Annotated in this window: 31 protein-coding genes; 15 read left to right on the top strand and 16 right to left on the bottom strand. The window is 62.1% G+C overall.

What is annotated here, in order from left to right; translation table 11 throughout:
- Nucleotide 1: 1 nt before the first annotated feature.
- The 5 genes from C2L64_RS37505 to C2L64_RS37485 form a co-directional block, all read right to left on the bottom strand.
- Nucleotides 2–2,557 (bottom strand): hypothetical protein, encoded by a 2,556-nt coding sequence (locus C2L64_RS37505; RefSeq protein ID WP_007576672.1) that lies wholly within the window; start codon nt 2,555–2,557, stop codon nt 2–4.
- A gap of 6 nt (nt 2,558–2,563) precedes the next feature.
- Nucleotides 2,564–4,834, bottom strand: a complete 2,271-nt coding sequence (locus tag C2L64_RS37500) for a DUF6603 domain-containing protein (RefSeq protein ID WP_007576671.1) — start codon at nt 4,832–4,834, stop codon at nt 2,564–2,566.
- 351 nt (nt 4,835–5,185) lie between these two features.
- On the bottom strand, nt 5,186–5,698 hold the full coding sequence (locus C2L64_RS37495; protein ID WP_007748174.1) for a CPBP family intramembrane glutamic endopeptidase: 513 nt from the start codon (nt 5,696–5,698) through the stop codon (nt 5,186–5,188).
- 115 nt (nt 5,699–5,813) lie between these two features.
- The gene (locus tag C2L64_RS37490) at nt 5,814–6,245 is read right to left on the bottom strand and encodes a hypothetical protein (protein WP_007576667.1); all 432 of its coding nucleotides are present in this window, start codon (nt 6,243–6,245) and stop codon (nt 5,814–5,816) included.
- Complete coding sequence (locus C2L64_RS37485; protein WP_007576666.1) at nt 6,242–7,186, bottom strand: LysR family transcriptional regulator; 945 nt, start codon at nt 7,184–7,186, stop codon at nt 6,242–6,244. The genes C2L64_RS37490 and C2L64_RS37485 overlap by 4 nt, the downstream gene beginning before the upstream one ends.
- 258 nt (nt 7,187–7,444) lie before the next feature.
- Here C2L64_RS37485 and C2L64_RS37480 point away from each other — a divergent pair, with 258 nt between their 5' ends.
- From C2L64_RS37480 to C2L64_RS37465, 4 genes are all read left to right on the top strand, one after another.
- Complete coding sequence (locus C2L64_RS37480; RefSeq protein WP_007576664.1) at nt 7,445–8,341, top strand: NmrA family NAD(P)-binding protein; 897 nt, start codon at nt 7,445–7,447, stop codon at nt 8,339–8,341.
- Between the two features lie 261 nt (nt 8,342–8,602).
- Entirely contained in the window at nt 8,603–9,481 is an 879-nt protein-coding gene (locus C2L64_RS37475) for an NmrA family NAD(P)-binding protein (protein WP_007576662.1), read from the top strand.
- On the top strand, nt 9,478–10,386 hold the full coding sequence (locus C2L64_RS37470; protein ID WP_238554516.1) for an SDR family oxidoreductase: 909 nt from the start codon (nt 9,478–9,480) through the stop codon (nt 10,384–10,386). The genes C2L64_RS37475 and C2L64_RS37470 overlap by 4 nt, the downstream gene beginning before the upstream one ends.
- On the top strand, nt 10,349–10,915 hold the full coding sequence (locus tag C2L64_RS37465; RefSeq protein WP_007576658.1) for a carbonic anhydrase: 567 nt from the start codon (nt 10,349–10,351) through the stop codon (nt 10,913–10,915). Before C2L64_RS37470 ends, C2L64_RS37465 begins: the two co-directional genes overlap by 38 nt.
- A gap of 23 nt (nt 10,916–10,938) precedes the next feature.
- Here C2L64_RS37465 and C2L64_RS37460 read toward each other — a convergent pair whose 3' ends face one another.
- The 3 genes from C2L64_RS37460 to C2L64_RS53600 all read right to left on the bottom strand — a co-directional run bounded on the left by C2L64_RS37460 (nt 10,939) and on the right by C2L64_RS53600 (nt 12,047).
- Nucleotides 10,939–11,196 carry a hypothetical protein gene (locus C2L64_RS37460; protein ID WP_079492561.1) on the bottom strand — a complete coding sequence of 86 codons (258 nt, stop codon included), beginning with the start codon at nt 11,194–11,196 and terminating at the stop codon, nt 10,939–10,941.
- A 292-nt stretch (nt 11,197–11,488) separates the two neighbouring features.
- Nucleotides 11,489–11,632, bottom strand: a complete 144-nt coding sequence (locus C2L64_RS54295; RefSeq protein WP_007748194.1) for a hypothetical protein — start codon at nt 11,630–11,632, stop codon at nt 11,489–11,491.
- A 238-nt stretch (nt 11,633–11,870) separates the two neighbouring features.
- Nucleotides 11,871–12,047: a hypothetical protein gene (locus C2L64_RS53600; RefSeq protein WP_158660554.1), complete on the bottom strand. Its 177-nt coding sequence runs from the start codon at nt 12,045–12,047 to the stop codon at nt 11,871–11,873.
- 155 nt (nt 12,048–12,202) lie between these two features.
- Here C2L64_RS53600 and C2L64_RS37455 point away from each other — a divergent pair, with 155 nt between their 5' ends.
- Entirely contained in the window at nt 12,203–12,652 is a 450-nt protein-coding gene (locus C2L64_RS37455) for a type II toxin-antitoxin system HicB family antitoxin (RefSeq protein ID WP_007576655.1), read from the top strand.
- A gap of 46 nt (nt 12,653–12,698) precedes the next feature.
- Here the strand turns inward: C2L64_RS37455 and C2L64_RS37450 are convergent, their stop codons facing one another.
- Both C2L64_RS37450 and C2L64_RS37445 read right to left on the bottom strand, forming a co-directional pair.
- On the bottom strand, nt 12,699–13,508 hold the full coding sequence (locus tag C2L64_RS37450) for a transglutaminase-like domain-containing protein (RefSeq protein WP_007576653.1): 810 nt from the start codon (nt 13,506–13,508) through the stop codon (nt 12,699–12,701).
- Between the two features lie 24 nt (nt 13,509–13,532).
- On the bottom strand, nt 13,533–14,408 hold the full coding sequence (locus C2L64_RS37445) for a transglutaminase family protein (RefSeq protein ID WP_007748203.1): 876 nt from the start codon (nt 14,406–14,408) through the stop codon (nt 13,533–13,535).
- A 284-nt stretch (nt 14,409–14,692) separates the two neighbouring features.
- Here C2L64_RS37445 and C2L64_RS37435 point away from each other — a divergent pair, with 284 nt between their 5' ends.
- Genes C2L64_RS37435 through C2L64_RS37425 form a run of 3 tightly spaced genes read left to right on the top strand, consistent with a single transcriptional unit; the run spans nt 14,693 to nt 15,516 of the window.
- Nucleotides 14,693–15,010 (top strand): hypothetical protein, encoded by a 318-nt coding sequence (locus C2L64_RS37435; RefSeq protein WP_007576650.1) that lies wholly within the window; start codon nt 14,693–14,695, stop codon nt 15,008–15,010.
- Between the two features lie 53 nt (nt 15,011–15,063).
- Nucleotides 15,064–15,249, top strand: a complete 186-nt coding sequence (locus C2L64_RS37430) for a hypothetical protein (RefSeq protein WP_007576648.1) — start codon at nt 15,064–15,066, stop codon at nt 15,247–15,249.
- Nucleotides 15,250–15,516 carry a DUF1488 family protein gene (locus tag C2L64_RS37425; RefSeq protein ID WP_007576646.1) on the top strand — a complete coding sequence of 89 codons (267 nt, stop codon included), beginning with the start codon at nt 15,250–15,252 and terminating at the stop codon, nt 15,514–15,516.
- A gap of 43 nt (nt 15,517–15,559) precedes the next feature.
- Here C2L64_RS37425 and C2L64_RS37420 read toward each other — a convergent pair whose 3' ends face one another.
- Both C2L64_RS37420 and C2L64_RS37415 read right to left on the bottom strand, forming a co-directional pair.
- Nucleotides 15,560–15,811, bottom strand: a complete 252-nt coding sequence (locus C2L64_RS37420; RefSeq protein WP_007576644.1) for a hypothetical protein — start codon at nt 15,809–15,811, stop codon at nt 15,560–15,562.
- 144 nt (nt 15,812–15,955) lie between these two features.
- The gene (locus C2L64_RS37415; protein WP_039899707.1) at nt 15,956–16,693 is read right to left on the bottom strand and encodes a GntR family transcriptional regulator; all 738 of its coding nucleotides are present in this window, start codon (nt 16,691–16,693) and stop codon (nt 15,956–15,958) included.
- Nucleotides 16,694–16,909: 216 nt separating this feature from the next.
- Between C2L64_RS37415 and C2L64_RS37410 the strand changes: the two genes are divergently transcribed.
- From C2L64_RS37410 to C2L64_RS37380, 7 genes are all read left to right on the top strand, one after another.
- Nucleotides 16,910–17,317, top strand: a complete 408-nt coding sequence (locus tag C2L64_RS37410) for a RidA family protein (RefSeq protein ID WP_007576639.1) — start codon at nt 16,910–16,912, stop codon at nt 17,315–17,317.
- Between the two features lie 51 nt (nt 17,318–17,368).
- The gene (tauA, locus tag C2L64_RS37405) at nt 17,369–18,376 is read left to right on the top strand and encodes a taurine ABC transporter substrate-binding protein (protein ID WP_007576637.1); all 1,008 of its coding nucleotides are present in this window, start codon (nt 17,369–17,371) and stop codon (nt 18,374–18,376) included.
- 9 nt (nt 18,377–18,385) lie between these two features.
- The gene (locus C2L64_RS37400; RefSeq protein ID WP_007576635.1) at nt 18,386–19,165 is read left to right on the top strand and encodes a taurine ABC transporter ATP-binding protein; all 780 of its coding nucleotides are present in this window, start codon (nt 18,386–18,388) and stop codon (nt 19,163–19,165) included.
- Nucleotides 19,162–20,025, top strand: a complete 864-nt coding sequence (locus tag C2L64_RS37395; RefSeq protein ID WP_007576633.1) for an ABC transporter permease subunit — start codon at nt 19,162–19,164, stop codon at nt 20,023–20,025. The genes C2L64_RS37400 and C2L64_RS37395 overlap by 4 nt, the downstream gene beginning before the upstream one ends.
- Complete coding sequence (locus C2L64_RS37390) at nt 20,022–21,578, top strand: FAD-dependent oxidoreductase (protein WP_007576630.1); 1,557 nt, start codon at nt 20,022–20,024, stop codon at nt 21,576–21,578. The genes C2L64_RS37395 and C2L64_RS37390 overlap by 4 nt, the downstream gene beginning before the upstream one ends.
- 14 nt (nt 21,579–21,592) lie before the next feature.
- Nucleotides 21,593–21,925, top strand: coding sequence for a 4Fe-4S dicluster domain-containing protein (locus C2L64_RS37385; protein ID WP_007576629.1), 333 nt, complete (start codon nt 21,593–21,595; stop codon nt 21,923–21,925).
- Between the two features lie 125 nt (nt 21,926–22,050).
- Nucleotides 22,051–22,347, top strand: a complete 297-nt coding sequence (locus C2L64_RS37380; RefSeq protein WP_007576627.1) for a hypothetical protein — start codon at nt 22,051–22,053, stop codon at nt 22,345–22,347.
- A gap of 56 nt (nt 22,348–22,403) precedes the next feature.
- Here the strand turns inward: C2L64_RS37380 and C2L64_RS55180 are convergent, their stop codons facing one another.
- The 4 genes from C2L64_RS55180 to C2L64_RS37360 all read right to left on the bottom strand — a co-directional run bounded on the left by C2L64_RS55180 (nt 22,404) and on the right by C2L64_RS37360 (nt 25,321).
- A complete protein-coding gene (locus C2L64_RS55180; RefSeq protein WP_039899706.1) occupies nt 22,404–22,631 on the bottom strand; it encodes a hypothetical protein in 228 nt (75 codons plus the stop codon).
- Between the two features lie 32 nt (nt 22,632–22,663).
- Nucleotides 22,664–23,896, bottom strand: a complete 1,233-nt coding sequence (locus tag C2L64_RS37370; protein ID WP_007576624.1) for an acyl-CoA dehydrogenase family protein — start codon at nt 23,894–23,896, stop codon at nt 22,664–22,666.
- A 15-nt stretch (nt 23,897–23,911) separates the two neighbouring features.
- Nucleotides 23,912–24,490, bottom strand: coding sequence for a peroxidase-related enzyme (locus tag C2L64_RS37365; protein WP_007576623.1), 579 nt, complete (start codon nt 24,488–24,490; stop codon nt 23,912–23,914).
- 189 nt (nt 24,491–24,679) lie between these two features.
- Nucleotides 24,680–25,321 carry a peroxidase-related enzyme gene (locus C2L64_RS37360; RefSeq protein WP_007576622.1) on the bottom strand — a complete coding sequence of 214 codons (642 nt, stop codon included), beginning with the start codon at nt 25,319–25,321 and terminating at the stop codon, nt 24,680–24,682.
- Between the last annotated feature and the right edge of the window lies 1 nt (nt 25,322).

The raw sequence follows: 25,322 nt of genomic DNA, 5'->3' as shown, positions 1-25,322 counted from the left end.
CTCACGCCGGATCGTGTAGAAGCCGCCCGATCATCACGCGCACGGGTATCGCAAAACGGCGGTGAGCGTAGTCGGCGGAGTGGACCTCCGAACCCGGCAAGAGCGGGTCTGGAGCATGATAGAAACGGTAGCCGGCGGGCGGCTCTTCGAGCACCACCCAGTAGTCGAGCAGTTCCTGCGGCTTGACGGGAAAGCCGAAGAAGGTGAGGTCGCGGCCGATCGTACCCGTGAAGCTCGGGTCCACGCGCTTGTTCAGATCGAGCGCAAGGTGCGGGGCCGGCGCGGTCCAGTCGTTCTCCTGCTGGTACAGGTAGACCACCGTCGACGGGTAGCGGCGAAACAGCGTCGTGCGGAAAGCGACGACGGCCTCGTCACCCGGATGATCCGGCGGCAGCAACGCTGCGCTGCCGAGCGGGTCGGCGGCCTTCCATTGGCGGATCGGCACGATGTCCAGCACGCTGCTCTTGCGCTGCCAGAACTTGCGCAGCGGCGACCAGCGTGTGACGAGCGGAACGTTGCGCCAGCGAAGCTCGGCGCTCGCCTGATGATTGGCGCCGACCAAGTACGATTCGACGAACACGGGGTTGGTCCCGAGCGCGACCACATCGCCGTCGAGCAGGTCGCCTGCCCCGGGCAGCATCCAGTCGGGCGCCCGTTCGGACACGAAGCTCCAGAGCGGAAGATCGAGTTCAGGCTCGATCTCGACGGGACCGATGTGCTCGATGCCGGGCAGCGTCGCCAGCACGCGTTCGACGGCAGGCGGACGCGCCACGGTGGGGTCGATCGCTTTGGACACGATGCCGGCGAACGCGTCGAGATCGAGCGTGCGACAGGGCTCGTGCGCCGCATGCTCGTTCATCCAGCCGTCCCACTCGAGAACCGAGGGGTCCGGCTCCGGAAACGTTCGCGTGGCGAGGAAGCGTTTCACCGCCTCGAGATCAGGCTTGCCGCCGGGCCCCGCGGCAAGCGCGCGGAGCGCCGCGGCGACGGCGCCCGGACCCGGGTGCGAACCGAGGCGCTGCAGGACGGCGTCGGCAAGGCCCATGTCGCCGCGTGCAGCCTCGACGATCGCCTGCTTGACGGCTGCATCGGGGTCGCGCCCGGTCGAGTGGATGCCGGCGGGGTCCGCTCGGTCGTCCGGGCATTCGTTGGCGGCGGCGATGACGGCCCCGAACGGCGCACGGCCATCGGCGGACAGCGCAGTGCGCGCGGGACCGGGCCGCAGCGCGCGCCGCGCCGCCGACGACAGCAACGCGCGGCTCAACTGCGGGGTGCGGCCGGCGACTTCGTCGAGTGCGGATCGGCCAGCCGTCGTCAGCAATCGACCCAGCGAAGACATCAGCACGGCGATACGCTCGGGCGAATCGGCCGGCAACCGGCGGCGCCACAGCGAACGGCTCACCTCGACACCCAGCGCCACATGACGGATGCGGCCGGCGGCAATCGCGAGGTCTCCCGCCTTCAAGGCTGCGGCGGCGCTGATCCTGTCCTGCCATTCGACCGCGTTCCATGCTCCGAGGCCGGCGGCGCCGCGCAGCCGCGGATCGTTACGGAGCTGCGCAATCCAGCCGTTATCCACGGGATCGTCAGGTCCGTTCGCATCGCCGAAGGGCGCGTCGTAGCGCGGCGAAGTCACGACGGGCCGACCGTCTGGCGTGACGATCCGGCGCGCAAGCGCCGCCGTCTCCAGGACGACATCGTTGGGCGGCGCATCGTCGGCGGGATCGGGCGGGTCGCCCGGCACGCGAGGAAGGCGCAGTGCGCCCGCCGTCTGCAGCTGGGTCGTCTTTTGCAGCGCGGCGCGGCTGGCGTAGCTCACCTGCGCGATGCCGAATGGCTTGCCGCCGGGCTTTGGGACGAGCGCGGCCTTGTGGAGCTTGCGCGCCAGATCGCGGAAGTCCCCTGCTGGTCCCGTACGAAACGACCACCAGTCATAGAGCGCACACGTCACCGGCCGGGTGCCGTCCCACGCGTCGTCGCCCGATGCAGTGAACGCGGGCACAAGGCAGGCGACATATTCCGTGTCGTCAAGATAATTGCCCGCACCGGCAGGCGTCGGCGCCAGCAGCCGCGCGACCGTCGCGTGCCCCGCCACCTCATGGACGTGCGCCCACTTCAGCGATTCGCCGAGCCGATGATTGAACTGCGCGACGAGCCCCAGCGTGACGCGGCCATCGGGACGCAGCACGATGTCGTTGGCCGATCGCTGGCCGACCACCAGCACGAGCCAGGGACGCAAGCCATTCGCGCCGGCGAGCTGCGGCGTGTAGCGCCACGGCAGGTCGACTGCCGAAAATTCCACCAGGGCGAGCTTGGTGACTTCGGCATTGCTTGCAAACGGCGCGGGAAAACGCCGCGTGATCGCGCCCGCTGCCAGCCGCTCGACGTCGCCCGGGCCGAACAGCTCGTAGCTCGCATTGGCGATGGCCCGGTTCGTCGCATCGTTGAGATCGACCAGCTTCACCTCGGCCTGGCCCCGCAGCCTGCCGCCGCCGGCGGCCGTCGCACCGGCTCGCAGCGCCTTGTCGAAGTGGGAATAGAAGTTGTTGTTCGCCATGATTCGCTACACCGTGGCGAGGTCGACGGGTGCCGCCGCATCGCTGGCGGCAAGCGCAATGCCGCCGCGATAGCGAGCAGACTGATGCGCTGCCGTGGCGCTGCCGAAGACTTCGCCGGTGTTCGACGCGCTCCATTGTTCCGCTGTCGCGGTGATGACCGGCGCGGCGTCGCTGAGGGCGGGCGGGCGCGCTGCCGCTCCCACCATCGCGGACAGCTCGCCGAGCGGCGTCAGCAGTGTCCACTCGTGTTCGCTCACGATCCGGCTGCCGACAATGACGATCTGCTCGACCTCGCGGTCCTCGGGCGTTCGGTTCGCATTGAGCAGCGGATCGGCCAACGAGAGCACGCGGCCGGCGGGCAGCACATCGAATGGAGGCCGGTTCAGTGCTTCCGCCTGCGTCAGCGTAATGTAGCTTCCGGGGCTGAAGCGCTCGGTCACGTCGCCGCTTCCGCCGTCCACCTTCACGCCTTGTGGCCCACCCAGCGGACGTCCATCGGCACGGTCGATCAGCAAGCCCAGCGGCGCGCGGTGCTGCAAGACCTGCAGCGCGCCCGTCGCCGGCACGGCCGCCAGTCCCGGCGTGCCGGGACGCGGCTTCAGCACCACCTGCGCGTCCGCGATGCTCGCGCTCTGCACGCTCTGCGGCTTGCCAAGCTCTTCAGCGATGAGCTTCAGCAGGGAGACGGGCGCGGGCAGCGCATCGGCGGGCCCGCTGCCCAACGTGAAGGTTTCGTCCCAGTCCAGAGAAAAGAGGAACACGCTGATCGAGAGCGTGCCGCGTATCACGATGGGACCCGGGCCACCGATCATGCCCGACAGCGTGACCGACGCAAAACTGAAGCCCTCCACCGACACACCGAAACCCGCCGCGATATGCGCTTCGAAATGGAACGGGCGGAACTGGACGAGTGCATCGACCTCGACGAATCCATGCGCCTCGATGCCAAGCGAGATGGAGACCTCCATCCGCCCGCCGAATTGCAAGGTATTGGTCGTGAAGGCGAAATAGCCCTCGGTGCGGATGTCGATGATGGGCACCGGGTTGTTCACCGTCATGCCGACACGCCGCAGTGCCGGAAGGCGGGCCGGCTCCGGATTGAAGCCCGGGAAGAAGCCGCCCACGCTGACCACGAAGTACGCCGAGCTGCCCCAGCTGAGCCGCATCGCGCCGTCACCGTAGACCTCGAAGATGCCAAGCACGCTGCTGTCGACCAGGCTCGCGTCCACGCTGACCAGTTGCTCCACGGGATCGACGAGGCCAAGGACATCGAGCCGCAGATTGAGCAGTACGTCGAGCCCAGGAATCGCGATGCGGCCCACGCCGAGCACGGCCACACGGCCCGCCGGCAACTCGACGATCACGCCCAGGTCCAGTCCGAGCAGGCTCCCGGCCGGACCGAAAGAGAGCCACGCAAGCTTGAGCGTCGGGCCGACCAGATGCGTGCCGGGCTGGGCGGGGAAGAACCCGTCGATCGCCGTCACGAGCGACAATGGCGACGCGGGCGGCTTCACGGCGAACAGCACATCGCCGGCGCCGCCCGTGCGCACGGCCGCGCGCAATGCCTCAGGATCGAGGCGGCGGTTGACGCCGACAATCCCACCGACGCGGTCGAGCGAGAAGCCAAAGGACAACTGGACAGGCGGCAGGAATTGCACGCCGAGGACGGCGAGGAATGACGGCTGGCCGTTGATGGTCGCGAGCACTGCGGATGCAGTCACCTGCACGGCGCCAAGCGGCAGTTCAAGCGTGCCGCCGAAGCCGCCCGCAGCGGGCAGTCTGACCAGCGATCCGCCGCCCGGTCCCCCGCCGCCGAATGGCGACGCGATGCTGGCCGCAACCTCCCCGACCTGGTAAGGGCCAATCGTGACCGGGTCCGGCGTGCCAACCAGGTCGCTAAACTCGGGGGGCTGGATAACCAGCATCGACGAGGCGACTTCGAGATGAACCGGGCCAAGGTCAACGCTGCCGTGGATGCCCTCGGTGGACAGCTTGCCCAGATCGTCGGCGAGCGCGGCGACCCCCGGGATGTCCGCGAGAGGACCGAGGAGTGCCTTTGACAGCGCGGCGCCGAAGGCGTCGCGGGCTGCCTCCCATTGGGACACAGCCATCTTCCATTCGGCGCTGGTCATCGAGCCAGCGGACCGATCGGCCAACGCCGCAAGTTCCGTCGCGGCCTGGAGGAGCGAGGCAATCCGGTTTGCCGGCTGCGTCCCTACAGCCGAAAGCTGCGTGCCCAGCTCGGCCGCATACTGGTTGATCTCGGCGCCGGGCATGGACACGTCACGCTCCGGCCGCAGCGCCGACAACGGAAACGGAAAACAGCACCGCGGGAGGAACCGGCTTCACGACGACCTCTCTCTTGTTGGCTACGCGACTGTCATTTCAAGCCCGGCGCTCTATGCGCCCGCGCGACTGTTCCCTGGAAGCGCGGAACGAACGCCCCGACAACTGACGATAGGCAACTTTTCGAGTATTGCAAGCTGAATGCAAACATCGTTCGGGCCAGGCGCGGGAACCGAACCAATCACGTCAATTGTTTTATTTCTGGGGATACCCTGAGGGCTCGTACGTGAGTTCGCGTAGCTACGGGGCGGAAGAAAGACACTCGTTCGCCCGCGCTATTTTCACGGCAGGTAATGGACAAGCGCAATAGAAATGGCGTTTCGCAACGAATGAATCAACGCGACCATCCAGAAGGCCCGGCCCTGACGCATTTGTTCGACTACGAATACATAACCCAGCACGATACCAATGGGAAACGTCGTCAGCATGTATTTCCAGCTATAGGTATGCATAGCCGCAAAGAGCGCTGCCGACAACACGATCGCTGTCCAAGGGCTGACACCTAATTTCTTGCGAAGTAACGTGATGCATCCCCACTGGTTGAATGCGGTTTCAGCCAGAGGTGCGATCAGGCAACCGAGAATCAAGGCAGAGACGATGCCGCGTGAGCCTAGACCCGGGCCGCCAATCTGCTGGTCCGGGAAGAACACATCAGCAACATAGTCGAGCGGCAGGGGCAACAACTCGGTGGCTAACAACGCCAAAGGAATCATTAGCCACGGCGGTATATTCAGTCCGAGTTCGAATAATGTATCGCCGGTAAATGACGATGACCCCGCATCTGGTGATCGCATGCTCTATCCCGTCTATTCTAGTTATTGACTGCCCAATACCTCGGCATCGCATTTTACATTGAGAAGGCCTTATAAAAATCCATAGCTGGCGAGCGTGTATTTGCGCTGCGTGCGATCAATGGTAAGTAGTCTTGGACGACTGGAGCTTCGTCAACACGCCGCTTTTGAACCGGAACCAGCCTTGCGAGCTTTGCATCACGACTTCGTCAGGTTGCCAGAACACGCGCTTGACCGTCATGCGCTTACCCGAGCGCTGCACGAGTGGCGGTTGACGGCGAAAGTCGTACAGCACCGGGCCGGAATCGGTCTGCACAAGCGCACGCGTGACAGTTTGACTGGCGTCGTCGAGGTCATCGAAATGCGTGAGCGTGTTCGCGCCGAAGCGATCGAAAATAACCTTGTCGAGCATCCCCACGTAATCGCGGTCTACACGCGAGAATTGCAGTGTGCCCGCGGGCGTGACGAACGGGCCGGACGCGTTGCTTTGCGCATGAACGCAAGTCGCGACAAGGCAGGCTGCGAGCGCAGCGAGTAATAGTCGTTTCATCTTCTTCCAGATTCTGCGGTAGCCCCGACAACAAGGCACGGTCCAATAAAGTCGAGCGGTTCATTTTTTAGTTCGGTCGCGATGAACTCGACAAACGCACGCGCTGCGAGACGGCTGGCACGCCCCATCGGAAAATAGGCATGCACGGGCAGTTCCGCCATTTTCCAATCGGGCAGCAGGTGCACGAGCGTGCCATCTTCGACTTGCGATCGACACGCCCATGATGTCGTCGACACGATTCCAAGGCCGGAAACCGCCGCTGCAAGCGCGCCCGCCGTGTCGTTGGTCGAAACATGCGGCTGCACGTCAACCGATGCGGTCTCGCCATCGCGCTCGAATTGCCATGAGGACACGTGCGCCCCGGCCGGGCCGCCTACGATGCGATGCGTGGCGATGTCCTCCGGCAACGCCGGCGTGCCGTGCCGCTCGAGATAGGCAGGCGAAGCCGCGACAACCCGATGCATCGTGCCGATCAACCTGGCCGTGCCCGCCGAGTCCGGCAGACTGCCCACGCGGATGCCGACGTCGACTGCTTCGCGAATCATGTCCTGCCACCGGTCGTCGAGCATGACCTCGACTCTGAGCGACGGGTGACGTTCTGTGAAGGCGGAAAGGCGCGGCAGCACCACGCAGATGGCCATCGTCGAAGGCATCGCAACGCGCAGCACGCCGCGCAATTCGCCCGTCTCGCGAACACTGTTCTCCGCGTCATCGATGGCCGCCAATATCGGCTCCATGCGGGCTAGAAACTCCAGACCTGCTTCCGTCGGCACCACTGCGCGCGTTGTTCGCGTCAGCAAGCGAGCGCCGAGGCCCGCTTCGAGTTCGGCGATCATTCTCGACACTTGCGATTGCGCCAGTCCGCATTCCCGCGCCGCCGCCGAAAAGCTGCCGAGCCGCGCGACGCGGGTGTAAAGCCTGAACGTAAGGACGTCCTTCAAGCTCCCTCCTTTCTCCAGCGGACAACAGGGCCGATTAACCGGTCCGGCTCGCATCAATGCACATCCAGCATAAATGTTAGCCGAATCCAGTGGCTACCGGGATTGAAGCGAAAACGCCAAATTGTCGACGTGGCCCGGCATCGATTGCCGAGCTCTGATCGGAACCACGCAAGGGCCCTGCTTCCGATGTCCCCACCGCCCTGCAACTGAAGTCTGCAGCGATTTTTACGCGCTGCGGCTTCGTATCTGGAGTAATTGATGATGACCACAGTTCTCGTGAGCGGCGCTTCTGGCGACACCGGCCGTCCGACCGTCGAGCGCCTGCTCGAGAAGGGTTTTCATGTCCGCGCGCTAGTGCGCAAGGATGACCATCGCGCACAGCAACTGCGCAATCTGGGCGCCGAGGTCGTATTCGGCGACATGATGAGCCTGCGCGATATTCGCCTCGCCATGGCCGGCGTCCAGCGCGCCTATTTCTGCTTTCCGCTCGCCGAAGGGCTGGTCGAAGCGGCAGTGATCTTCGCACAGGCCGCAAAAGAGCAGGATCTGGAACTGATCGTGAACATGTCGCATAAACAGTCCCGTCCCGCCGCGCGCAGCAAGGCGACGCAAAACCACTGGCTCTCCGAGCAGATATTCAACTGGTCCGGGGTGCCTTCGGTGCACCTGCGAGTCACGTTCTTTGCCGAGTGGCTGCTCTATATCGCGCCACAGATCCGCTATGGCCGCTATGTGATGCCGTACAACAAGGACAGCCGCTTCGCACCCATCGCCGGCAGCGACATTGCGCGCATCATTGCGGGCGTTATCGACAATTCGGCCCCTTACGTCGGAAAGGCACTGGCGCTTCACGGGCCCGTCGAATACAGCCATGAGGAACTCGCCGCCGAAGTGAGCCGCGTGCTCGGTAAAGAGCTTCCCTACGAGCATGTCACCGTATCGACGTTTCTTGAACTGTTCGGCCTCCAGCATGCCGATGCGATGCGGCGCCATTTCGAAGCCGTCACGATCGATCAGCAAGAAGGACTGCTGGCAGGCACCGACAGCACCGGTACGGAAATCATCGGCCAGCCGCTGACGACGGTTGAGCAGTTCATCAACGCGAACCTGTCGAAGTTCGTCATCGAGTACCCGCTGCAAGCGCCCGCGCACTGATCAGGTGTGGGCCGTCCGGAAGCGCGTTCAGACGCTCCGGACTCCGCTCGAACCGATTCATGCTGTTCCAGGATAGGTCATAGCTTCAAACGACGGCTACCGCATTGCGCCGCAATACGCGATATTTAGATCCAAGGAAACGAATCGCCGATTAGAAGAAAGCGATTCACCGAGTTGGTCTGTGTGATGCATGCCATTCGCGTGGGTCACGACGGTACGGCTTCGAAATCATTCAACTCTAGTTACTAAGGAATATTAACCATGTCAAAGAAAGTCTTGATTACAGGCGCCACGGGCGATACGGGTCGCGCCGCGGTTCGCCAGTCGATCGCGCTCGGTCTCAGCGTACGTGCGATGGTGCATCGTAAAGACGACCGGTCGGCGGCGCTCGAAGCGTTCGGCGCTGAAGTGGTCGTCGGCGATCTTCTGGAGATCAATACCGTTCGCGACGCCATGAAAGGGGTGGACGCGGCTTATCTGGTTTGGCCCGTGCAGCCCGGACTGATCAACGCGACCGTGAACTTCGCCCAAGCCGCCAGGGAAACAGGCGTCAAGACCGTCATCAATCTCTCGCAGCGCTCAGCCAACCGCGAGTCCACCAGCGATTCGTGCCGCGACACGTATATCGCGGAAGAAATTCTCAACTGGTCGGGTCTGCCCGTCATTCATCTTCGTCCCACTTACTTCCTCGAGTGGCTGCTCTATCCCTGGCAACTTCCGTATCTGCAACAAGGCATTCTGCGTATGCCCGTCGGCAAGGGCCGTCACTCGCCCATCGCAGCCGACGATCAAGGCCGCGCCATTGCCGCGCTGCTGAAAAATCCGGAAGGCCATATCGGCACCACGATCCCGCTTTCCGGTCCCGTCGAAATGGATCACGAGCAGATGGCAACGGAATTGTCCGAGGCGCTCGGTCGCAAGATCGTCTTTCAGGATCTGCCGATCGACGAATACTGCAGCTCGATCGAGGCGATGGGCGTACCGCCTTATATCGTCCAGCATCTGCGCGGCGCAATGGCCGACTACCACAATGGCCGGATGTCCGGCACGGATGACAACGTCGAAAAGCTGACGGGCCGCAGGTCAATGACCGTTGGCGAATTCGCCCGCCTTCACGCCGACAAGCTCAACGGCAAATGACATCCGCGGGTTCCCGCTCGCTTCTTCGAAAACGGGAACCCACCGCTATTTCCAATCGAATTCGAAAGGTCATCATCATGCAACTCTCTAACTCTGTCGTGCTTGTCACTGGCGCAAATCGTGGCATTGGGCGCGTATTTGTCGCCGAACTGCTCAAGCGAGGCGCGTCGAAGATCTATGTCGCCGCGCGTGACACCACATCGCTCAAAGCGCTTCTCAAAGATGGCGATCGACGGCTCGTGCCTCTTCCGCTCGACATCACCGACCCCGATCAGGTGGCCGCTGCCGCCGTCATTGCATCGGACGTGACGCTGTTGATCAACAACGCCGGCTACGCCGCGTTCGAAGGCGCCATCTCCGCGCCCGACATCGACCACGCCCGCCATGAGATGGAAGTCAATTATTTCGGCACGTTGGCGCTAACCCGCGCGTTCGCTCCCGTATTGGCCAGGAACGGTGGTGGCGCACTGCTCAACATGCTGTCGATGCTCTCGCTGATCAGCCTGCCCGTGGCGGCGACCTACTCGGCCTCCAAAGCGGCGAGCCTGTCGCTGACCCGCAGCGTGCGCGCTGAATTGAGCGCACAGGGTACGCAGGTGGTCGGCGTCCTCGCCGTTCAGACGGATACGGAAATGGGCGCGAAGCTGCCCGAGCCGCGCATGACGCCGCAGGAAGTCGTCACGGATGCGCTCGATGCGATCCAGGCCGGCACCAATGACGAGATCGTCGCCGGCGATCAATCTCGCGGCATTCACGCAGCCTTCACAGCCGATCCGAAGGGATTGCAGGCAAAGATGTCCATGCGGCTGCCACACGCGCGTAACCCCCGCCTAACCCGATTTCTCACGATAAACGATAGAGGTAGTCATGGACTTTTTCGAAACGCTCTCTCACCGCAACGCTGAATTCGCGGAAACCGGCTTTAACGCCGCTCTGAAGATGCTGCCGTCGCAACGCACGATGATCATCGGTTGTGTCGATCCGCGCGTCGATCCAATGGACGTGCTCAAGCTGGCGCCGGGCGAAGCGGCCATCATCCGTAACGTCGGCGGACGCGTGAACCCGGCGCTGCTCGAAACGATGGCGATCCTCGGCACGGTGTCGCGCGCGGCAGGAGAAGCAGTCGGCGACGGCTGGAAGCTGATCGTGCTTCAGCATACCGATTGCGGAATCAATGGTTGCTACCATCACGCGCCGAGGTTGCTGTCGAAGTATATGGGTGTTGCAGACGACAAGCTGGACGATCTCGCAATTACCGATCCGTACAAGGCGGTCGCGCTCGACGTAGCATCGCTGAAAGCCAACCCGAATCTTCCGGGCGGATTCACGGTGACAGGTCTCGTCTATGACGTAGAGACCGGTCATGTCGAGACAGTCGTTCCTCCCGCGCCGCTGCGGCCCGAGCAGGATCAGCGCCAGGCTCGTCCAGGTTGAACGGGCTGCCGCCTCACATTAGTTCATTGAACATCCGACAACAACGAGCCGTCGATAAACGTGCGCGCCCGCCGTTCGCCGTATGAGAAGGCGTCATCCGGCGATAAAAACTCCAGTCGCTCGGGAAGACTGGCAATGGGTGTGGATAGCACGTGGAGTGAGATTATCGACCACGACACAGAGTAACGTAGCTCTCTTCCGCTGAGCGAGACGACGTTGTTGGCCGTGACTTCAACATCGATGCTGTAGCCGCGATATGCTTCACAGGACTGGCTACTCATGGTGACTCCCTCTTCAAGGCAATCAAATGTCGATTGGCATTCGCGCCTTTTCGAAAGCGCGAAACTGCATCGCGAAGTGAGGGGGAAAAAGTTGAATCATGATATGAATAGGGTGCGGGCAGCCGGGAGCGCTCGCGAGAATATAAGGCCTTCCCCGACTCACCCGAACGCACAGTGATAATCCGATCTCTGACTTAATCCCCTTCGTTAATTCGCTTCGCAAACTACCTGTCTGATCCGCTCCCGGCGAATGCATGAGAACGCCCACGTTCTCAACGCCAGGAGCCACAGATTATTTCTTGTTTGCGCCTTCTTCGTCTCGTGCTGTTGCCTTCGGCGTAGTCTTCCAGGTGGAAAGGTTCGCCGCAGGAGACGGCTTTTTCGGCTGTTTAGGCTTCTTTGCCTCGCGATTACCGCGCAGTTGACCCTTTGCCATGATGATTCTCCCATTTTCGCCCAGCCGCGGGTGCGGCTACGTTATCCCGTCATTCTGTGCGCATTTATAGCGGCTGTCGCGATCTATTTTCTTGTGCCAGCTATTTTCTCCGGGCGTCTCGCCGCCGTGAACAGCGCTCTCCCCTGCCGGCTGCGATCCGCTTTCGTCCAATCAGCGACGCGCCCGACGCTTCCTGGGCTTTGGCGGCGTCAGCGCCGCGGTCCAGAAATTGACAGTCTCACGCTTCGCGGCGGCCGCCACGCGTCCGCGCGCGGATCCAGCCACGGCATTCGCGCCACTCAGCCACATGCTCAAGAACGGGTTCTTTTTCAGCCATGGATTTTTCATGAATACGCCTCCCGATGTCCGGGAATTCCTCGTAGTGGGATAGAGAAAACAGTAGCGCAATGGACATTCCCGCCCAGTGCGGCTCCTTCCCCGCTTCATCACGATTTAGTTTGCGTTTCCTCCGCTTTACGCGCATCGTCAATTCAGTCCCTTCGCCTTCCCACCATTTCCCGTTCCGGATCCGCGCGGCTGCACACGGCGAGGATCATTTGAGGAGCACTTATGCAATATCCCGTTTATGTATGCCGCGATGGCGACGCTGGCTTTCGCGCCAGTTTCCCTGATTTTCCCCGCGCCGAAGCACAGGGAAAATCGTTTGGCGAATTGAAGCGCAATGCGCAGAAGGTCGTCGAGTTGATGTATGACCAAAGCGAGCAACTCATACCTGCGCCGACCAACAGCACATCGGAATTGCACGAGCTCGATATGGATGACGGGGAAGGACTCTGGATGTTTATCGACATCAATCTTGCGCGGGTGACATCGAAAGCAGTAGGCGTACAGATCAGTCTGCTCGAAGATGTGCTGCGGCAAATCGATGGCGATGCAAAGGAGCGTCACATGACCCGCTCCGCGTATATCACGCTTGCCGCGATGCACGAGCTTCGCAGCCGTTATGGCGTGCAGCCGGCGACTACACCCGGTTCGCTGCGGCGCTTTACAGACGGATGACCCTACTTGCGCCAGGACAGCGCCTCACGTCCCATTGTCCGTCTGCCTAGCCCTCTTCAGGAGCGCAATGCACGGTGAACTCAACGAGCTTGGCCGGACCGAACGTATTGCTGATTGCGACGTCGGCGGCATCCCGTCCTCGGGCCATCAGTACCCGTCCAATGCGTGGCACGTTGTTGCGCGGATCAAATGTTTGCCAGCTCCCGCCCACATAAGCTTCGAACCAGGCCGCGAAATCCATCGCACTATGAGGCGGCGGCACCCCGACGTCACTGATATACCCCGTACAGTACCGCGCGGGAATATTCATCGCCCGGCAGAATGTGACCGCCAGATGTGCAAAGTCTCTGCACACCCCGCGTCGTTCGCGATAGACATGACATGCTGTCTTCGTCGATCGGGCAAACTCATAGCCGAAGTCGATATGCCGATGTACGAAATCACAGATCGCCTGCACGCGATCACGGCCGGGCTGCACCTTACCGAACAGTTCCCAGGCGACCTCGGACAACAAATCGGTCTCGCAGTAGCGGCTGCCCAGCAGAAACACCATGCATTCGTCAGGTAATTCCTCGACGGGATGCTGGTGACCCCAAAATGCCGTTTCCTCGGGCCGATCGGAGACATCGAGCAACGCGGTCGTCGACATCTCGAACCGGCCCGGCGGCGCAACGAGCCGGCTGCAGAGATTACCGAAACCATCCCGATACTGAGCAATGCCGACGGGTGGATTAACGACAAGAAGGTCGGCCGACCGCACATTCTGCACACACGAGAAGTGCGTGTTGAGCATCAGCATCATTGGCGTATGCTGCTCGCACTCGTAAATCAGTCTATAGCCTACGCGAAGCATCATTACAGCGGCCCCTCGAAGAAAAATTCAACAGCCGTCCTCGGTGACACTGACGTCGACATCCAGACCCCTGAACGACGCGGGTGCGCCCGTCCACGTTCCCCACAAAGGCAACGCCTGGTGCTGGTCCCAAGCCACGGCAACCCGGATCAGATGCTGATTTCCGATAATGCTGTTGGTCGGATCGAAATCCACCCATCCTGCGCCGGGCAGAAATATCTGCAGCCACGCGTGAGTGGAACCACCTCCTGACGTGGCGTCATGATCCGGAACAAAAACATAGCCACTGACGAACCGTGCAGCGAGTCCGAGAGAACGAACGGCATCGATCATCAGAACCGCGAAATCCCGGCAACTCCCACTACGAAAACTCAGCGTATCAGCCGGACGGTAGACGCCTTTCTCCGTGCGCCGGGCGTAAAGAAACTGCTCTTTGATCTCAGCCGTCATGTCTCTGAGCAACGCCATCGTCGAGGTGTCGCGGCCTTGCGCAATGAAAGACTGGGCCCATTTGTCGACATCCGCATCGGGATGCCGCCGGCTTCGTGCGTTGACCAGTTCTGTTGCTTCATCGTTGGTGTACGCGAATGGCCAGGTTGCGGCATACGGCTCGATCGCATACTCGGGCGCGGGCGCTTCGTAATGCTCGAGCGTCACGCTACTATCGAATACGAGTTGGGACGCCTCTTCGGCGAACGTCGCGACTGCGACTGAATTGTCGAAGACATCGTGCATCCAGTGCAGGCGCGAAGGCGTCGGCACAATACGCAATTCCGAGCTAACCAGACGCAAATCATGGCTGGACCTCGGGCGGAACATCATCCTATGTTCGCCGAAGCTCACCGGCTCGGAATAGCGATAAACGCTTTTGTGCCGCACCGTGAGGCATCGCGGTCCACTCATGTCTTTCTTCCCTATCCGTCCATCACCGAAAGACGTGCTGTTCAGCATACACTGCTTTACAAAGTCAAAACTCCTCAATTTTCCAGGTTGCGTCCTGGGCAATACGGCAGCACGTAAGGCATCGGTAAATCGCGCGCTTTGTGGAGAAATCGGTATAGATTGCGGGAATATGACTGGCGCGTTCGAATCTGCAGATGAACGAATTACGCCGCACGGTCACCAACAGTTCGCGCTTATTGAACAATAGGATTACACTCGAACTATAGTGAACGAAGGAGGCTCTCATGTTCGAAGCCACGCCTCAAAATACGTTCCGCGGCCTGCCACTGACCGCCGAACAGGACGCGGAAGTGCGACATTACATAAAAAGGAGAAAACAACGCAGCGCGCCCTGGAACACGCCCGAGCTGCACGCGATGCTCCACGACATGCTGGCACCTCCCGTCGACGAAGACGGCGCATCTGGCGCAGCTTTCACTGAAACCAGGTCTGTCACAGAACGGGCGATCGCTTCTCTCGACGAGTCAATGGAACCCGTTGAGGCGAGCGAGGAACGCAACGCTGCAATCGAGGCGGAGGGAATGAAGCGCCCAATGCAGTAAGCCGTATATGTCACAGCATCAAAATCATTCCGCAACTACTTTCTGGAATCCATATGCAAAAGCAAACCAAGGTGTATCCGGCCCCTCCTTCAAAGCAAAGCGACTACGCGAGCCAGCAGGCGGCGCGTGTCTCGGCGCAACAGAAGGCGGAAAACGAACGCGCGCAGAAGCGTCTAGAGATGGATGCCCGCCTCGATGTCAACGCGAGCAAGTGGCGATATGTCTGTAAGGGTGAATAAATGGCAAAAGCCAGTGCGGTGATCAACTTTCCCAATCCGGCCCGGATCCACGATGCGTCGAGACATTGTGTGTGCTTCTGGGGTTATGACAATGCCCGTGAGATTGTCTTCCAGGTCGATGATGTGGTGCTCGTCAAACTGAACCCCAACAAGGATTCTGACGAATCCTCGTTGCTCGCCGCATTCGACCACAACCGCGAAAAAATCCTGGAGATCGCGAGAACGGTGTACACCGGCGGCCCTCAGAACAAGTACACAATCTCCTGATCAGAGAGACTCGCCGAGTGCATGTGGAGCAATGCGACGCTCCCTAGTGTCGACGCCCGAGGTGCTTGCTGACGGAAAACTCGCTGGCAACCTCTCTGTGAACCTCGCTGACTGCGATTACGCCATTGCGTGCGTTTCGCGGTTCCCAGTCGATTCCAATGGCCTCATCGGGCATTGCGCCCCTCGGTACGAGAAACATCTGCAAGCCCTGCGTATAGCAGTCGTGATCCGGCAGGCGACGGTTGATCTCGTCCACGAATTCTTCCGGCGTGATGATGGGCTTTTCCATGTCCATGATGTGCTCCCTTGCTGTATGCCCACATTCCATTGACCTGCATATCGACGCGTGGATGCATTTGCACGTCGGATGGGTCGTGTTCAGGATAACAGCGCATTGACTGTTCGCGGTAACAAGCTGTACCCGACAAGTCACCTCGATCTACCGCTTCGCCCGCTCGATACTCAACTGATACTGGAACGCATCGCCGCGATAGCTCAGCGCTTCGAAGAGAACAGGCGCGCCATCGCGGCTGTACACGAGCCTTTCGATCCCGAGCAACGCACTTCCGGGCCCGACGCCCAGCGCGAGCGCGACCTTTTCGCTCGCCGGCATCGAACGGATCGACAGATCGGCATGGCCAATGCGCACGCCGCAATCCTGCTCGATCACATGAAAAATATCGCGGTTCTCGAGGTCCGCAACGAGCAACTGCTCCCCTACTTCTCGCGCCGCATACGTCAATTCGAACGACACGGCCAGGCCATCGAGCAAGCGCACGCGCTGAATTTCTGTCACGCGCGCTTCTGCTTCCAGTTGCAGACGGCTCGCGAGCTGGCTGTTGACGCTCACCACATGCACGCTTTCGACACGGTTCGACACGCGGTGCCCGAGCGGCATCATCGCCTCGGAAAAGCTCTGCAGCGCGCTGATGTTCTGCACGGCGCGCGCTCTCTGCACGAAGGTGCCCTGGCCGTGAATCTTTTCGATCCATCCTTCCTGACGTAATCGCTCCAGCGCCTGACGGATCGTGATCCGGCTCACGCCGTACGAATCGCACAGCGCATGCTCGATCGGCAGACGCGATCCAGGTGGATAAGTGCCGTCGAGAATGCGCGCATGCAGCGCGTCGCGAATGCGCTCGTAGAGGGGCGCGGTGGATTGTCTGTTTCTTCTCATCGATATGTGAATGGTTGCAGCGACCCATCCGCTGCTTTCTGCATCATTGTGCCAAACAGCCAAACCCTGAGCCAAATCCAGCGCCCAGATAAGCATGTCAGAAATGATCGTTTTGCGTGCGACGAGTGCAAATCTATACTCGCCTCACCATGACGTTGTTATAACAACGACGCATGGATCATCCAGCACTCAAGCCGTCCGGGGAGTCGAAACTGCATGTCTTCCATCGTGTTTCATCAGTCTCCAACAGCCGCCCCGCCGCCGCCATCGGCACGTTATAGCCATGCGGTAAAGGCCAACGGCTGGCTGCATGTGACAGGGCAACTTCCCGTCGATCCCAACGCTCCAGACAAGCCCTTGCCTGAGGGCATCGAAGCGCAGGCGAAGCTGTGTTTCCACAACATCGAACAAATCGTTCAACACGCGGGCTTTGCGCTGTCAGATACGGTTTTCGTGCGGATTTATCTGCGCGATTTCAACGCCGATTACGCCGGTTTCAACCGTGTCTATGACAGCTACTTCGACGATGCGGCGCGGCTGCCTGCGCGCACCACGATCGGCGTTGCGCAACTGGGCCGCGATGCCCGCGTCGAGATCGACGCGGTGTTGTATTCCGCGCGCTGAGCGTCGCGCCGCAAATTAACAGTGTTCGCTTATCAACCTGGGGACCATCCAATGAATACACGGTTTTTCGTTCGCCTCATCGCGCCGCTGCTCGCCAGCGCGATTCTCGGCGCGTCGCCCGCGCATGCCGCCGACAAGACGGTCACCATCGGCTATCAGACCGACATCGAGCCTTCGAAGATCGCTCAAGCCAAAGGGCTCTACGAGAAGGACAGCGGCTACCAGATCAACTGGCGCAAGTTCAACACGGGCGCCGATGTGATCGCCGCGATGGCATCGGGTGACGTGCAGGTAGGCTTCACAGGCAGCAGTCCCTTGGCCGCGGGCGTCACGCGCGGCCTGCCGATCGAGACGTTTTTCGTCGCGGCGGAAATTGGCTCCGCCGAAGCATTCGTCGTGCGCAACGGCAGCAACATCAACACGCCACAGGATCTGATCGGCAAGAAGATCGCCGTGCCGTTCGTGTCGACCACGCATTACAGCCTGCTCGCAGCACTGAAGCACTGGAACATCCCTGCGGATCGCGTGACGATCCTCAATCTCGCCCCGCCCGAAATCGCGGCGGCGTGGCAGCGCGGCGACATCGACGGCGCGTATGTGTGGGAACCGGCGCTCGGCAAGATCCAGAAGACGGGCAAGGTCTTCACGACCTCCGCCGACGTACGCAAATGGGGCGCGCCGACCTTCCTCGCCTGGGTCGCGCGCAAGGACTTCGCGCAGTCGCACCCCGACTTTCTGGTGAGCTTCGCGAAGGTGACGGGCCAGGTGAACGAGGACTATCGCAAGAACGGCGCGAACTGGACGGCAAGTTCGCCGGAAGTGACGGCGATTGCGCGTGTCAGCGGATCGGACCCTGCCGACGTGCCGCCGCTGCTGCACGGCACGACTTATCCGCTGCTCACCGAGCAGTCGGGTAGCGCGCTGCTCGGCGGAGGCACGGCGACGGCCCTCGCGGACACGTCGAAATTCCTCAAGGAGCAGAAACGCCTCGATTCCGTGCTGCCCGATTATCGTCCGACGGTCACTTCGGCCTATGTGCAGCAGGCAAGCAAACAGTAAGGCAAAGCGATGATCCGCGTTGAATCCGTCAGCGTCGACTTCGATACCGGCGTGGGACGCCGGACCGTACTGTCGAACGTCGATCTCGATCTGCGCGACGGCAGCTTCACTGTCGTGCTCGGTCCTTCGGGCTGCGGCAAGACCACCTTGCTCAACGTGATCGCGGGGTTCATCGCGCCCACTGCGGGCAAGGTCACGCTGGACAACGTCGCCGTCACCGGGCCGGGCGCGGAACGCGGCGTCGTCTCGCAGGACGACGCATTGCTGCCCTGGCAAAACGTCGGACAGAACATCGGTTTTGGTTTGCAGCTTCGAGGCGTGCCGCGCAGCGTGGTGCGCGAGAAGGTCGATTCGCTGCTCGCGCTGACGGGCCTCGCCAGCTATGCGGACTATCCGCTCTGGAAGATCTCGGGCGGCATGCGTCAGCGCGTGAACCTCGCGCGTTCGCTCGCCGTCGATCCGCGCTATCTGTTGCTCGACGAGCCGCTCGGCGCGCTCGATGCGCTTACGCGCCAACGCATGCAGGAATATCTGCTGCAACTGTGGACGCGCTACGACAAAGGCATGTTGATGATCACGCACGACATTACGGAAGCGCTTTTCATGGCGACCGATCTGGTGCTGATGAAAGGCGATCCAGGCCGTATCGAATCCGTGCGAGGGCTCGACTTCGGCCGTCGCTTCGCGGCGGGCGAAAACGCGCGGGCCATCCGTAACGACCCGGCATTCGTCCGGCTGCGCGACGAACTCGAAACCGGGTTCTTCGCCGATGAAGGAGAGACGATATGAATGCCGCCGATCACCCGGCGCGCGCCCCTTCCGCGTTGCCGAAGGCTACCGCCCGTTCCGGCGCGCCGCGCGCGACGCGGGCGCCGCGCTGGTCTTTGGCTGGCTCGCGTTGGATCAGTGCTGCGACCGTGATCGTGCTGATCGCGGCGTGGGGCATTGCGTCGCGTCTGGAACTCGTGAGCCCTGTCTTCATGCCATCGCCCGCGGCCGTGGCGAAGAAGTTCGTGACCGTGGCTATCGACGGCTCCAGCAACGCGACCCTGCTCGAGCACACGCTCGCGAGCCTGCACCGCATGCTGGCGGCGCTGTTGCTCGCGATCGTCACAGCGATTCCTGTGGGCATTCTCACGGGCATGAATCGCGTCGCACAGGCCATCGTCGATCCGTTGATCGAGTTCTATCGCCCGATTCCGCCGCTTGCCTATCTGCCCCTCATCGTGATCTGGTGCGGCATCGGCGAGCCGTCGAAGGTGCTGCTCATCTGGCTCGCGGTGTTCGCGCCGCTCGCGATCGCCACGCAGCAAGGCGTGCGCCGCGTGAAGCCTGGGCGCATTCGCGGCGCAAGGGCGCTCGGTGCGACACGCTGGCAGATTGTGCGTTACGTCGTGGTTCCTTCTGCCGCGCCCGACGTGCTGACGGGCATCCGCATCGGCCTCGGCGTCGGCTGGTCGGTGCTGGTGGCAGCGGAACTGATCGCGGCCACGCGCGGGCTCGGTTTCATGATCCAGTCCGCCGGCCAATTCCTGGAAACCGACGTGGTCATCATGGGCATCATCGTGATCGCGCTGATCGCGGCTTCGATCGAATGGGGTCTGCGACGTCTGCAAAAAGCACTCGTGCCATGGGATGGACACGCATGAGCACGTCATCCGTTCATACAGACGATATTGCGCTGCGCGCCGACGTATTCGTCGCGGGCGGCGGCCCGGCAGGCACATGGGCCGCGCTGATGGCGGCACGCAGCGGCGCGACGGTCGTACTCGCTGACAAGGGCTATTGCGGCACCTCGGGCGCCGCGGCGGCATCGAACAACAATGTCTGGTACGTGCCGGACCCCAACGAATACGAGCGTCGTTTCAAGGAACGCTTTCGCTCTGGCGGCGAACTCAGCGAACTGTCATGGACCTCGCAGGTGCTCGAAACGGCCGCGCGCCAATTGCGTCTGCTCGAAGCGCTGCGCTATCCGTTTCCGCGCAGGGACGACGGCACGCCGAACCGCGCGACGCTGCGCGGTCCGGACTACATGCGCTTCATGCGTCAGCAGATCAAACGCGCCGGCGTGACTATCCTGGACCATGCGCCGCTGCTCGGACTCGTTCACGACGAGCGTGAAGGCCGCGTGACGGGCGCCTTCGGCGAGCGTCGCGACGGCTCGCGCTGGCGCGTGAGCGCGAACGCCTGCGTGATCGCCACAGGCGGCTGCGCGTTTCTGGGCGGCGCGCTCGGCACCAACGTCTGCACGGGCGACGGTCATCTCGCTGCGGCTGAGGCGGGCGCGCTCTTCTCGGGGATGGAATTCTCCAGCCAGTACGGCCTTGCGGCGGCGTTCTCGTCGGTCACGAAGGGTTTGCCGTTCATCTGGGCAAGTTATTCGACGGGCGACGGCCGTCCGATCCATATCGACGAAGACGATGCGTTCATCCCGGTCGCGAAGGCATTGATGAACGAGCCCGTGTTCGCCGTCTTCGATCGCGCGACGCCCGACGTCGAACGTTGGCTGCGCTCGGGCCAGGCGAATGCGTTTCTCCCCTACGACCGAATGGGCATCGACCCGTTCCGCACGCGCTTCCCGGTGGGTCTGCGCCACGAAGGCACGGTGCGCGGCACGGGCGGCATCCGTCTCGTCGATACCGACGGCCGCACCGATGTACCCGGCCTTTACGCGGCTGGCGATGCGGCATCGCGCGAAGCGATCGTCGGCGCGCGCACGGGCGGCGGCTCGCCGAACGCGGCCTGGGCGATCGCGACGGGAAGCTGGTCGGGCGAGGCGGCAAGCCGCTTTGCGAAGCTGCATGGCAGCGCGTCGTCCGTCGACATCGAACCGCACCATGCGCAACTCGCGACCAGCGATCCACGCGCCGCCGCTGCGACGCTCGAACGCGAGGTGCGTCCGCCCGCTGTACAGCTGTTTCGAAGCGAGCCGCGTCTGTCAGCCGCCTTGCGCGCGATCGACGACGCACTCGCCGCCCGTTCCGGCGACGATGCGTCGCTCGCTGCAAGCCGCAGCGCCTATGCGTTGCTGTACGTGGCGAAACTGTCATACACGAGCGCGCTGGCGCGGCGCGAGACGCGAGGCCTGCACCGGCGCGACGACTTCCCGTTGCGAACGGAGGACGCCTCGCGCGTGCTGATCGGCGGCGTGAAAGTGCCCGCTGTCAGCTGGAAGCCCATCGTTCAACCTGAGATCGCCTGACAGGACCTATCGTTTTGATCGAACTTATCAGCGAATCACGCTGCACCGCGTGTGACCGTTGCGTCGATGTCTGCCCCACCAACGTCTTCGATGCGGTGAAGGGGGGCATTCCCGTCATCGCGCGCCCCGACCAGTGTCAGACGTGCTTCATGTGCGAGCTGTATTGCCCGGCCGATGCCATGTACGTGCATCCGTTCGCAGCCGGCCACGTTGCCGTCGACGAGACACAACTCGTGCAAAACGGGGCGCTCGGCGCTTACGGCCGCGCGCTCGGCTGGACAAAAGCGCGCGCTGGCGGCACCGAACGTGACGAAACGCATCGACTTTTCGAACTCGGCGTGACCTGACGCAAATACGATGCGCTGCTGTGTTCCGACTCCCTGCTCGCGTGCAAACTGAGACGCACTGTCAAGTCATGACTTGATTCGCTCCTATCATTGCACCGATCGCAAGACAGGAGACGGGAACGGGTATGAACGCAGACACCATAGACTACGAAGCGCTAACGCTGGTGATGGAAAAGCGGATTGCCACCCTCGTGAAAGCCGCGAGGAAAAAGCGGTCGCGACATGAAGCGAGCGAACGGGTATTCTTCGCCGCAGCCGCAAACGAGGCCCTGTTTGTGTGGATGCTCCTGGCAAGCCGAATGAACTCGGACCTCTATCAAGCCGATAAAGCGCGATTGACCCGAATGATCGAGGATGTCGCGCCTGATTGCGCGCAAGCCGTCGATGCACAATTTCATGCCGAAACCTTAGTGGTCGTATAAAGCCACGAAGCGTACGGCCCTCAAAGGTGCATGGCGTGGCGGTGAGTCCCTGCCCGTCAGCCGCCAATCTCACAGGGTGGCTTCGGCAACGGCTGATGGTCGGCGAATGCCGTTCCGCATCGTACGGCAAACGCCAGCGCCGATTGCCGGTTCGCAAAGTGCCCCAGGTCACCGAGCGAAGTCGCATCGCCATCCTGTTCGAGAATCGCCACGCGCGCCACGAATAAGCCGCCGCTTCTCGTCACCGAGGGTTGGACGGCCGCTCCGCAGTGGTAAAAAAGCATCATGCCTCCAGCAATCGGAACAAAGCGGGTTCTCAGGCGGGTACGCCGGCCTTGCCGAGCACGCCAAGCCAGGACTGGCCGATAAGCTCATGTGAAGCATCGGCATTGGGCGGATGGAACGCGCCGGCCCGCACGTCGCGATACAGCCGCTCCAGTTCGTTGCGCCTCGAAAGCGAACTCGCGCCCGCGATTTGCAACGCGAGGTTCACGACCCGCAGCGCGCCGTCGACAGCGTGCTGCTTCGCGGCCAGCAGCTTCGCAAGCCACGGCTCGCCTTGCGCATAGCCGCGCCACCATTGCTCGGCCGTTCGATCGAGCAACGCATCGATGCTCTCCAGCGCGATCGCCGCCTCCGCCACGCTCCATTGCGTCAGCGGCTTGTATGCGTATGTGCGGCCACCCAGCGCCTGCGATCGGCGAGTCGTCGCGGACGCCAAAGCAAGGTCGAACGCCCGCTTGGCGATTCCGTAGTACACAGCGCCGAGCCCGGGCAGCACCGCACCGAGAATGCCGTCGACGAACGGATCATCCGGGTCGCCGGCGGGCAGCACGCGGATCACATGAGCCGCGGGCACTACCGCGCCGTCGAGCCACGTATCGTCACTGCGCGTGGCGCGCAGACCGAGCGCATCCCATGTCTGCGCCGTGCGATGGCCGCCGCTGTCGCGGCGAATAAACGCATGCACGATCTTCGGATTCGCCGGATCGCTGTCGTCGCGTCCGTGCACGCCGAGCCAGTCCCACGCGGGCGCGAGCGAGGTCAAAATCTTGTGGCCGTCGAACCGGTATGCACCGCCCGGCAACGGCGTCGCCTTGACGAGCGAATCGGCAAGTCCCAGATCGTTTCCGGGCTCGCCATGACCCGCTGCAAACACCTTCCCTGCCGCTATCTCGCGCAGAATCCACTCAGCCGAACGGTCCCCTCCCCGCCACAAATGCAACGCCGCCCCCGCCCAGTACAGATGCATGTTCAGCGCGAGCGCCGTAGCGGGTGCACGGTACGCCAGCCGCACCTGCTCGCGCACCAGCTCCGGCAGCGTCAGCCCCAGCCCGCCCAGTTCGAGCGGCACGCTTGCGCGCAAAAAGCCCGCTTGCTTCAGTTCGTCGAGGTCGGCTTCGAAGAACCGGTTCTCGCGATCGTAATCCGCCGCGCGAGCGCCGATCCGTTCGAGCAGCGCATCCGACAGCAACGGAAGCGCTGCCCTGTCAGCCGTCGTGCCGGGTTCGCTTCGGACGAGTCCTTCATGTTCCAGTGTCGTGCTCATGGTGAACCTCCCCTGTCACGCGGCGTCGCTGAAGTACCGGTCATCCGGCAGGACACCCGTCGAAATGAAAATGCGATTGGTATGGTTGAACCACGATGCCGTCTCGACGGCTTCGAGGATCGCCGCCTCCGACAAACCCTGCGCGCGGAGCCGGTCGAAATCAGCGGCCTCGATGTCTCGGGGCGTGCGTGTGATTTTCAGCGCGAGGCTGGCGAGCGCTGCTTCGCGCGGCGTGAGTTCAGCAAAATGGAGATCGACGGCAACACGACGCGCCTTCGCGGGATCGCCCAGCGCTTCCCCCAGCGCATGCGTGTGATGAAGCGCGCACAACCCGCAGCCGTTGGCGGACGACACCACCACTGCAATCAACTCGCGCTCCGCAAGCGCCAGTTGCTGCCCGGACGCACTGAACAGACTGCCGAAATACTTCACGAAGCGCCGCGCCGTTTCCGGATTCAATGACAACGCGCGGATCCAGTTGTCGCCGCCCTGCTCGTCGATGAGCTTGCGAATATCGTCGGGAAGCGTGGCTTGTGCGGGCACCGCAAGACGGGATAAAGCGGGTCCACCGATGTGGTCGATCACTGCTGCCATGTTTGCACTCCTTTTCGCTCGAAGGTCGAAAGGAAAAGCTCTTGCGGACCATTATCAGCAGTGGCGCCGCGTTCTCGCCAATATCGATTCGCGATTTCGATTTCGCAGGAACTTCGATTCGGCGCTAAGGAAAGCAAATTTCCGTGATCGCTGCCTGGGCGGACGCAGAGCTTGCCCTTTCGACGTATATCAATGCGGCTTGAGGTCACGGCCCGCAAAGAACTGATCGTCAGGGACGACGTTCAATGCGATGGTCAGCCGGTTTGCATAGCTGAAGAACGCGGATATCTCCAGTATCTCGACGATGGCTTCGCGTGTGAAACCAATCTGCCTGAGACGCTGAAGATCATCATCACCGATCGCGGTCGGGTCCCGCGTCAGACGCTCTGCAATGACGGCGAGTGCTTCCTCTTTCAGCGAGAGCCGCACATGGTGAAATCCTTGCGCGATGCGTTGCGCCCGCACCGTATCGCCGAGCGCCTCGGTGTGATTGAACACGCAATAGCTGCACTGGTTCGCCGACGATGTCACCACTGCCACAAGCTCACGCTCCGCCGCCGTCAGGTGACTGCGATGCGGATCGAAGAGATGCTCGTAGAAAACGACCAGACGGTAGGCCGTGTCGGGGTTAATAGCGAGCGATGCCAGCCAGTTCGGCACGAACCCGTATTGGCGCCGGAACTTCGCATAGATTTCGGCGACATGCGGCGGCAGCCTGCTTTCATCCGGCACACCGAAACGGGAAACGGGTTCATGCGCTGTGTCTTCGGGTGATCGCTGTGCGGGCACACGCGCAGCGACATCATGGATCTCCGGCTCAACGGTCGACATG

It is taken from the genome of Paraburkholderia hospita (genome assembly GCF_002902965.1).
Lineage (GTDB): Bacteria > Pseudomonadota > Gammaproteobacteria > Burkholderiales > Burkholderiaceae > Paraburkholderia > Paraburkholderia hospita.
This window is presented reverse-complemented; position numbering and strand designations above follow the sequence as displayed.

Coding starts and splice junctions, on each gene's coding strand:
- C2L64_RS37505 (WP_007576672.1), bottom strand. CDS start 2,557: ATGGCGAACAACAACTTCTATTCCCACTTCGACAAGGCGCTGCGAGCC.
- C2L64_RS37500 (WP_007576671.1), bottom strand. CDS start 4,834: ATGCCCGGCGCCGAGATCAACCAGTATGCGGCCGAGCTGGGCACGCAG.
- C2L64_RS37495 (WP_007748174.1), bottom strand. CDS start 5,698: ATGCGATCACCAGATGCGGGGTCATCGTCATTTACCGGCGATACATTA.
- C2L64_RS37490 (WP_007576667.1), bottom strand. CDS start 6,245: ATGAAACGACTATTACTCGCTGCGCTCGCAGCCTGCCTTGTCGCGACT.
- C2L64_RS37480 (WP_007576664.1), top strand. CDS start 7,445: ATGATGACCACAGTTCTCGTGAGCGGCGCTTCTGGCGACACCGGCCGT.
- C2L64_RS37475 (WP_007576662.1), top strand. CDS start 8,603: ATGTCAAAGAAAGTCTTGATTACAGGCGCCACGGGCGATACGGGTCGC.
- C2L64_RS37470 (WP_238554516.1), top strand. CDS start 9,478: ATGACATCCGCGGGTTCCCGCTCGCTTCTTCGAAAACGGGAACCCACC.
- C2L64_RS37465 (WP_007576658.1), top strand. CDS start 10,349: ATGGACTTTTTCGAAACGCTCTCTCACCGCAACGCTGAATTCGCGGAA.
- C2L64_RS37460 (WP_079492561.1), bottom strand. CDS start 11,196: ATGAGTAGCCAGTCCTGTGAAGCATATCGCGGCTACAGCATCGATGTT.
- C2L64_RS54295 (WP_007748194.1), bottom strand. CDS start 11,632: ATGGCAAAGGGTCAACTGCGCGGTAATCGCGAGGCAAAGAAGCCTAAA.
- C2L64_RS53600 (WP_158660554.1), bottom strand. CDS start 12,047: ATGTCCATTGCGCTACTGTTTTCTCTATCCCACTACGAGGAATTCCCG.
- C2L64_RS37455 (WP_007576655.1), top strand. CDS start 12,203: ATGCAATATCCCGTTTATGTATGCCGCGATGGCGACGCTGGCTTTCGC.
- C2L64_RS37450 (WP_007576653.1), bottom strand. CDS start 13,508: ATGATGCTTCGCGTAGGCTATAGACTGATTTACGAGTGCGAGCAGCAT.
- C2L64_RS37445 (WP_007748203.1), bottom strand. CDS start 14,408: ATGAGTGGACCGCGATGCCTCACGGTGCGGCACAAAAGCGTTTATCGC.
- C2L64_RS37435 (WP_007576650.1), top strand. CDS start 14,693: ATGTTCGAAGCCACGCCTCAAAATACGTTCCGCGGCCTGCCACTGACC.
- C2L64_RS37430 (WP_007576648.1), top strand. CDS start 15,064: ATGCAAAAGCAAACCAAGGTGTATCCGGCCCCTCCTTCAAAGCAAAGC.
- C2L64_RS37425 (WP_007576646.1), top strand. CDS start 15,250: ATGGCAAAAGCCAGTGCGGTGATCAACTTTCCCAATCCGGCCCGGATC.
- C2L64_RS37420 (WP_007576644.1), bottom strand. CDS start 15,811: ATGGACATGGAAAAGCCCATCATCACGCCGGAAGAATTCGTGGACGAG.
- C2L64_RS37415 (WP_039899707.1), bottom strand. CDS start 16,693: ATGAGAAGAAACAGACAATCCACCGCGCCCCTCTACGAGCGCATTCGC.
- C2L64_RS37410 (WP_007576639.1), top strand. CDS start 16,910: ATGTCTTCCATCGTGTTTCATCAGTCTCCAACAGCCGCCCCGCCGCCG.
- tauA (WP_007576637.1), top strand. CDS start 17,369: ATGAATACACGGTTTTTCGTTCGCCTCATCGCGCCGCTGCTCGCCAGC.
- C2L64_RS37400 (WP_007576635.1), top strand. CDS start 18,386: ATGATCCGCGTTGAATCCGTCAGCGTCGACTTCGATACCGGCGTGGGA.
- C2L64_RS37395 (WP_007576633.1), top strand. CDS start 19,162: ATGAATGCCGCCGATCACCCGGCGCGCGCCCCTTCCGCGTTGCCGAAG.
- C2L64_RS37390 (WP_007576630.1), top strand. CDS start 20,022: ATGAGCACGTCATCCGTTCATACAGACGATATTGCGCTGCGCGCCGAC.
- C2L64_RS37380 (WP_007576627.1), top strand. CDS start 22,051: ATGAACGCAGACACCATAGACTACGAAGCGCTAACGCTGGTGATGGAA.
- C2L64_RS55180 (WP_039899706.1), bottom strand. CDS start 22,631: ATGCTTTTTTACCACTGCGGAGCGGCCGTCCAACCCTCGGTGACGAGA.
- C2L64_RS37370 (WP_007576624.1), bottom strand. CDS start 23,896: ATGAGCACGACACTGGAACATGAAGGACTCGTCCGAAGCGAACCCGGC.
- C2L64_RS37365 (WP_007576623.1), bottom strand. CDS start 24,490: ATGGCAGCAGTGATCGACCACATCGGTGGACCCGCTTTATCCCGTCTT.
- C2L64_RS37360 (WP_007576622.1), bottom strand. CDS start 25,321: ATGTCGACCGTTGAGCCGGAGATCCATGATGTCGCTGCGCGTGTGCCC.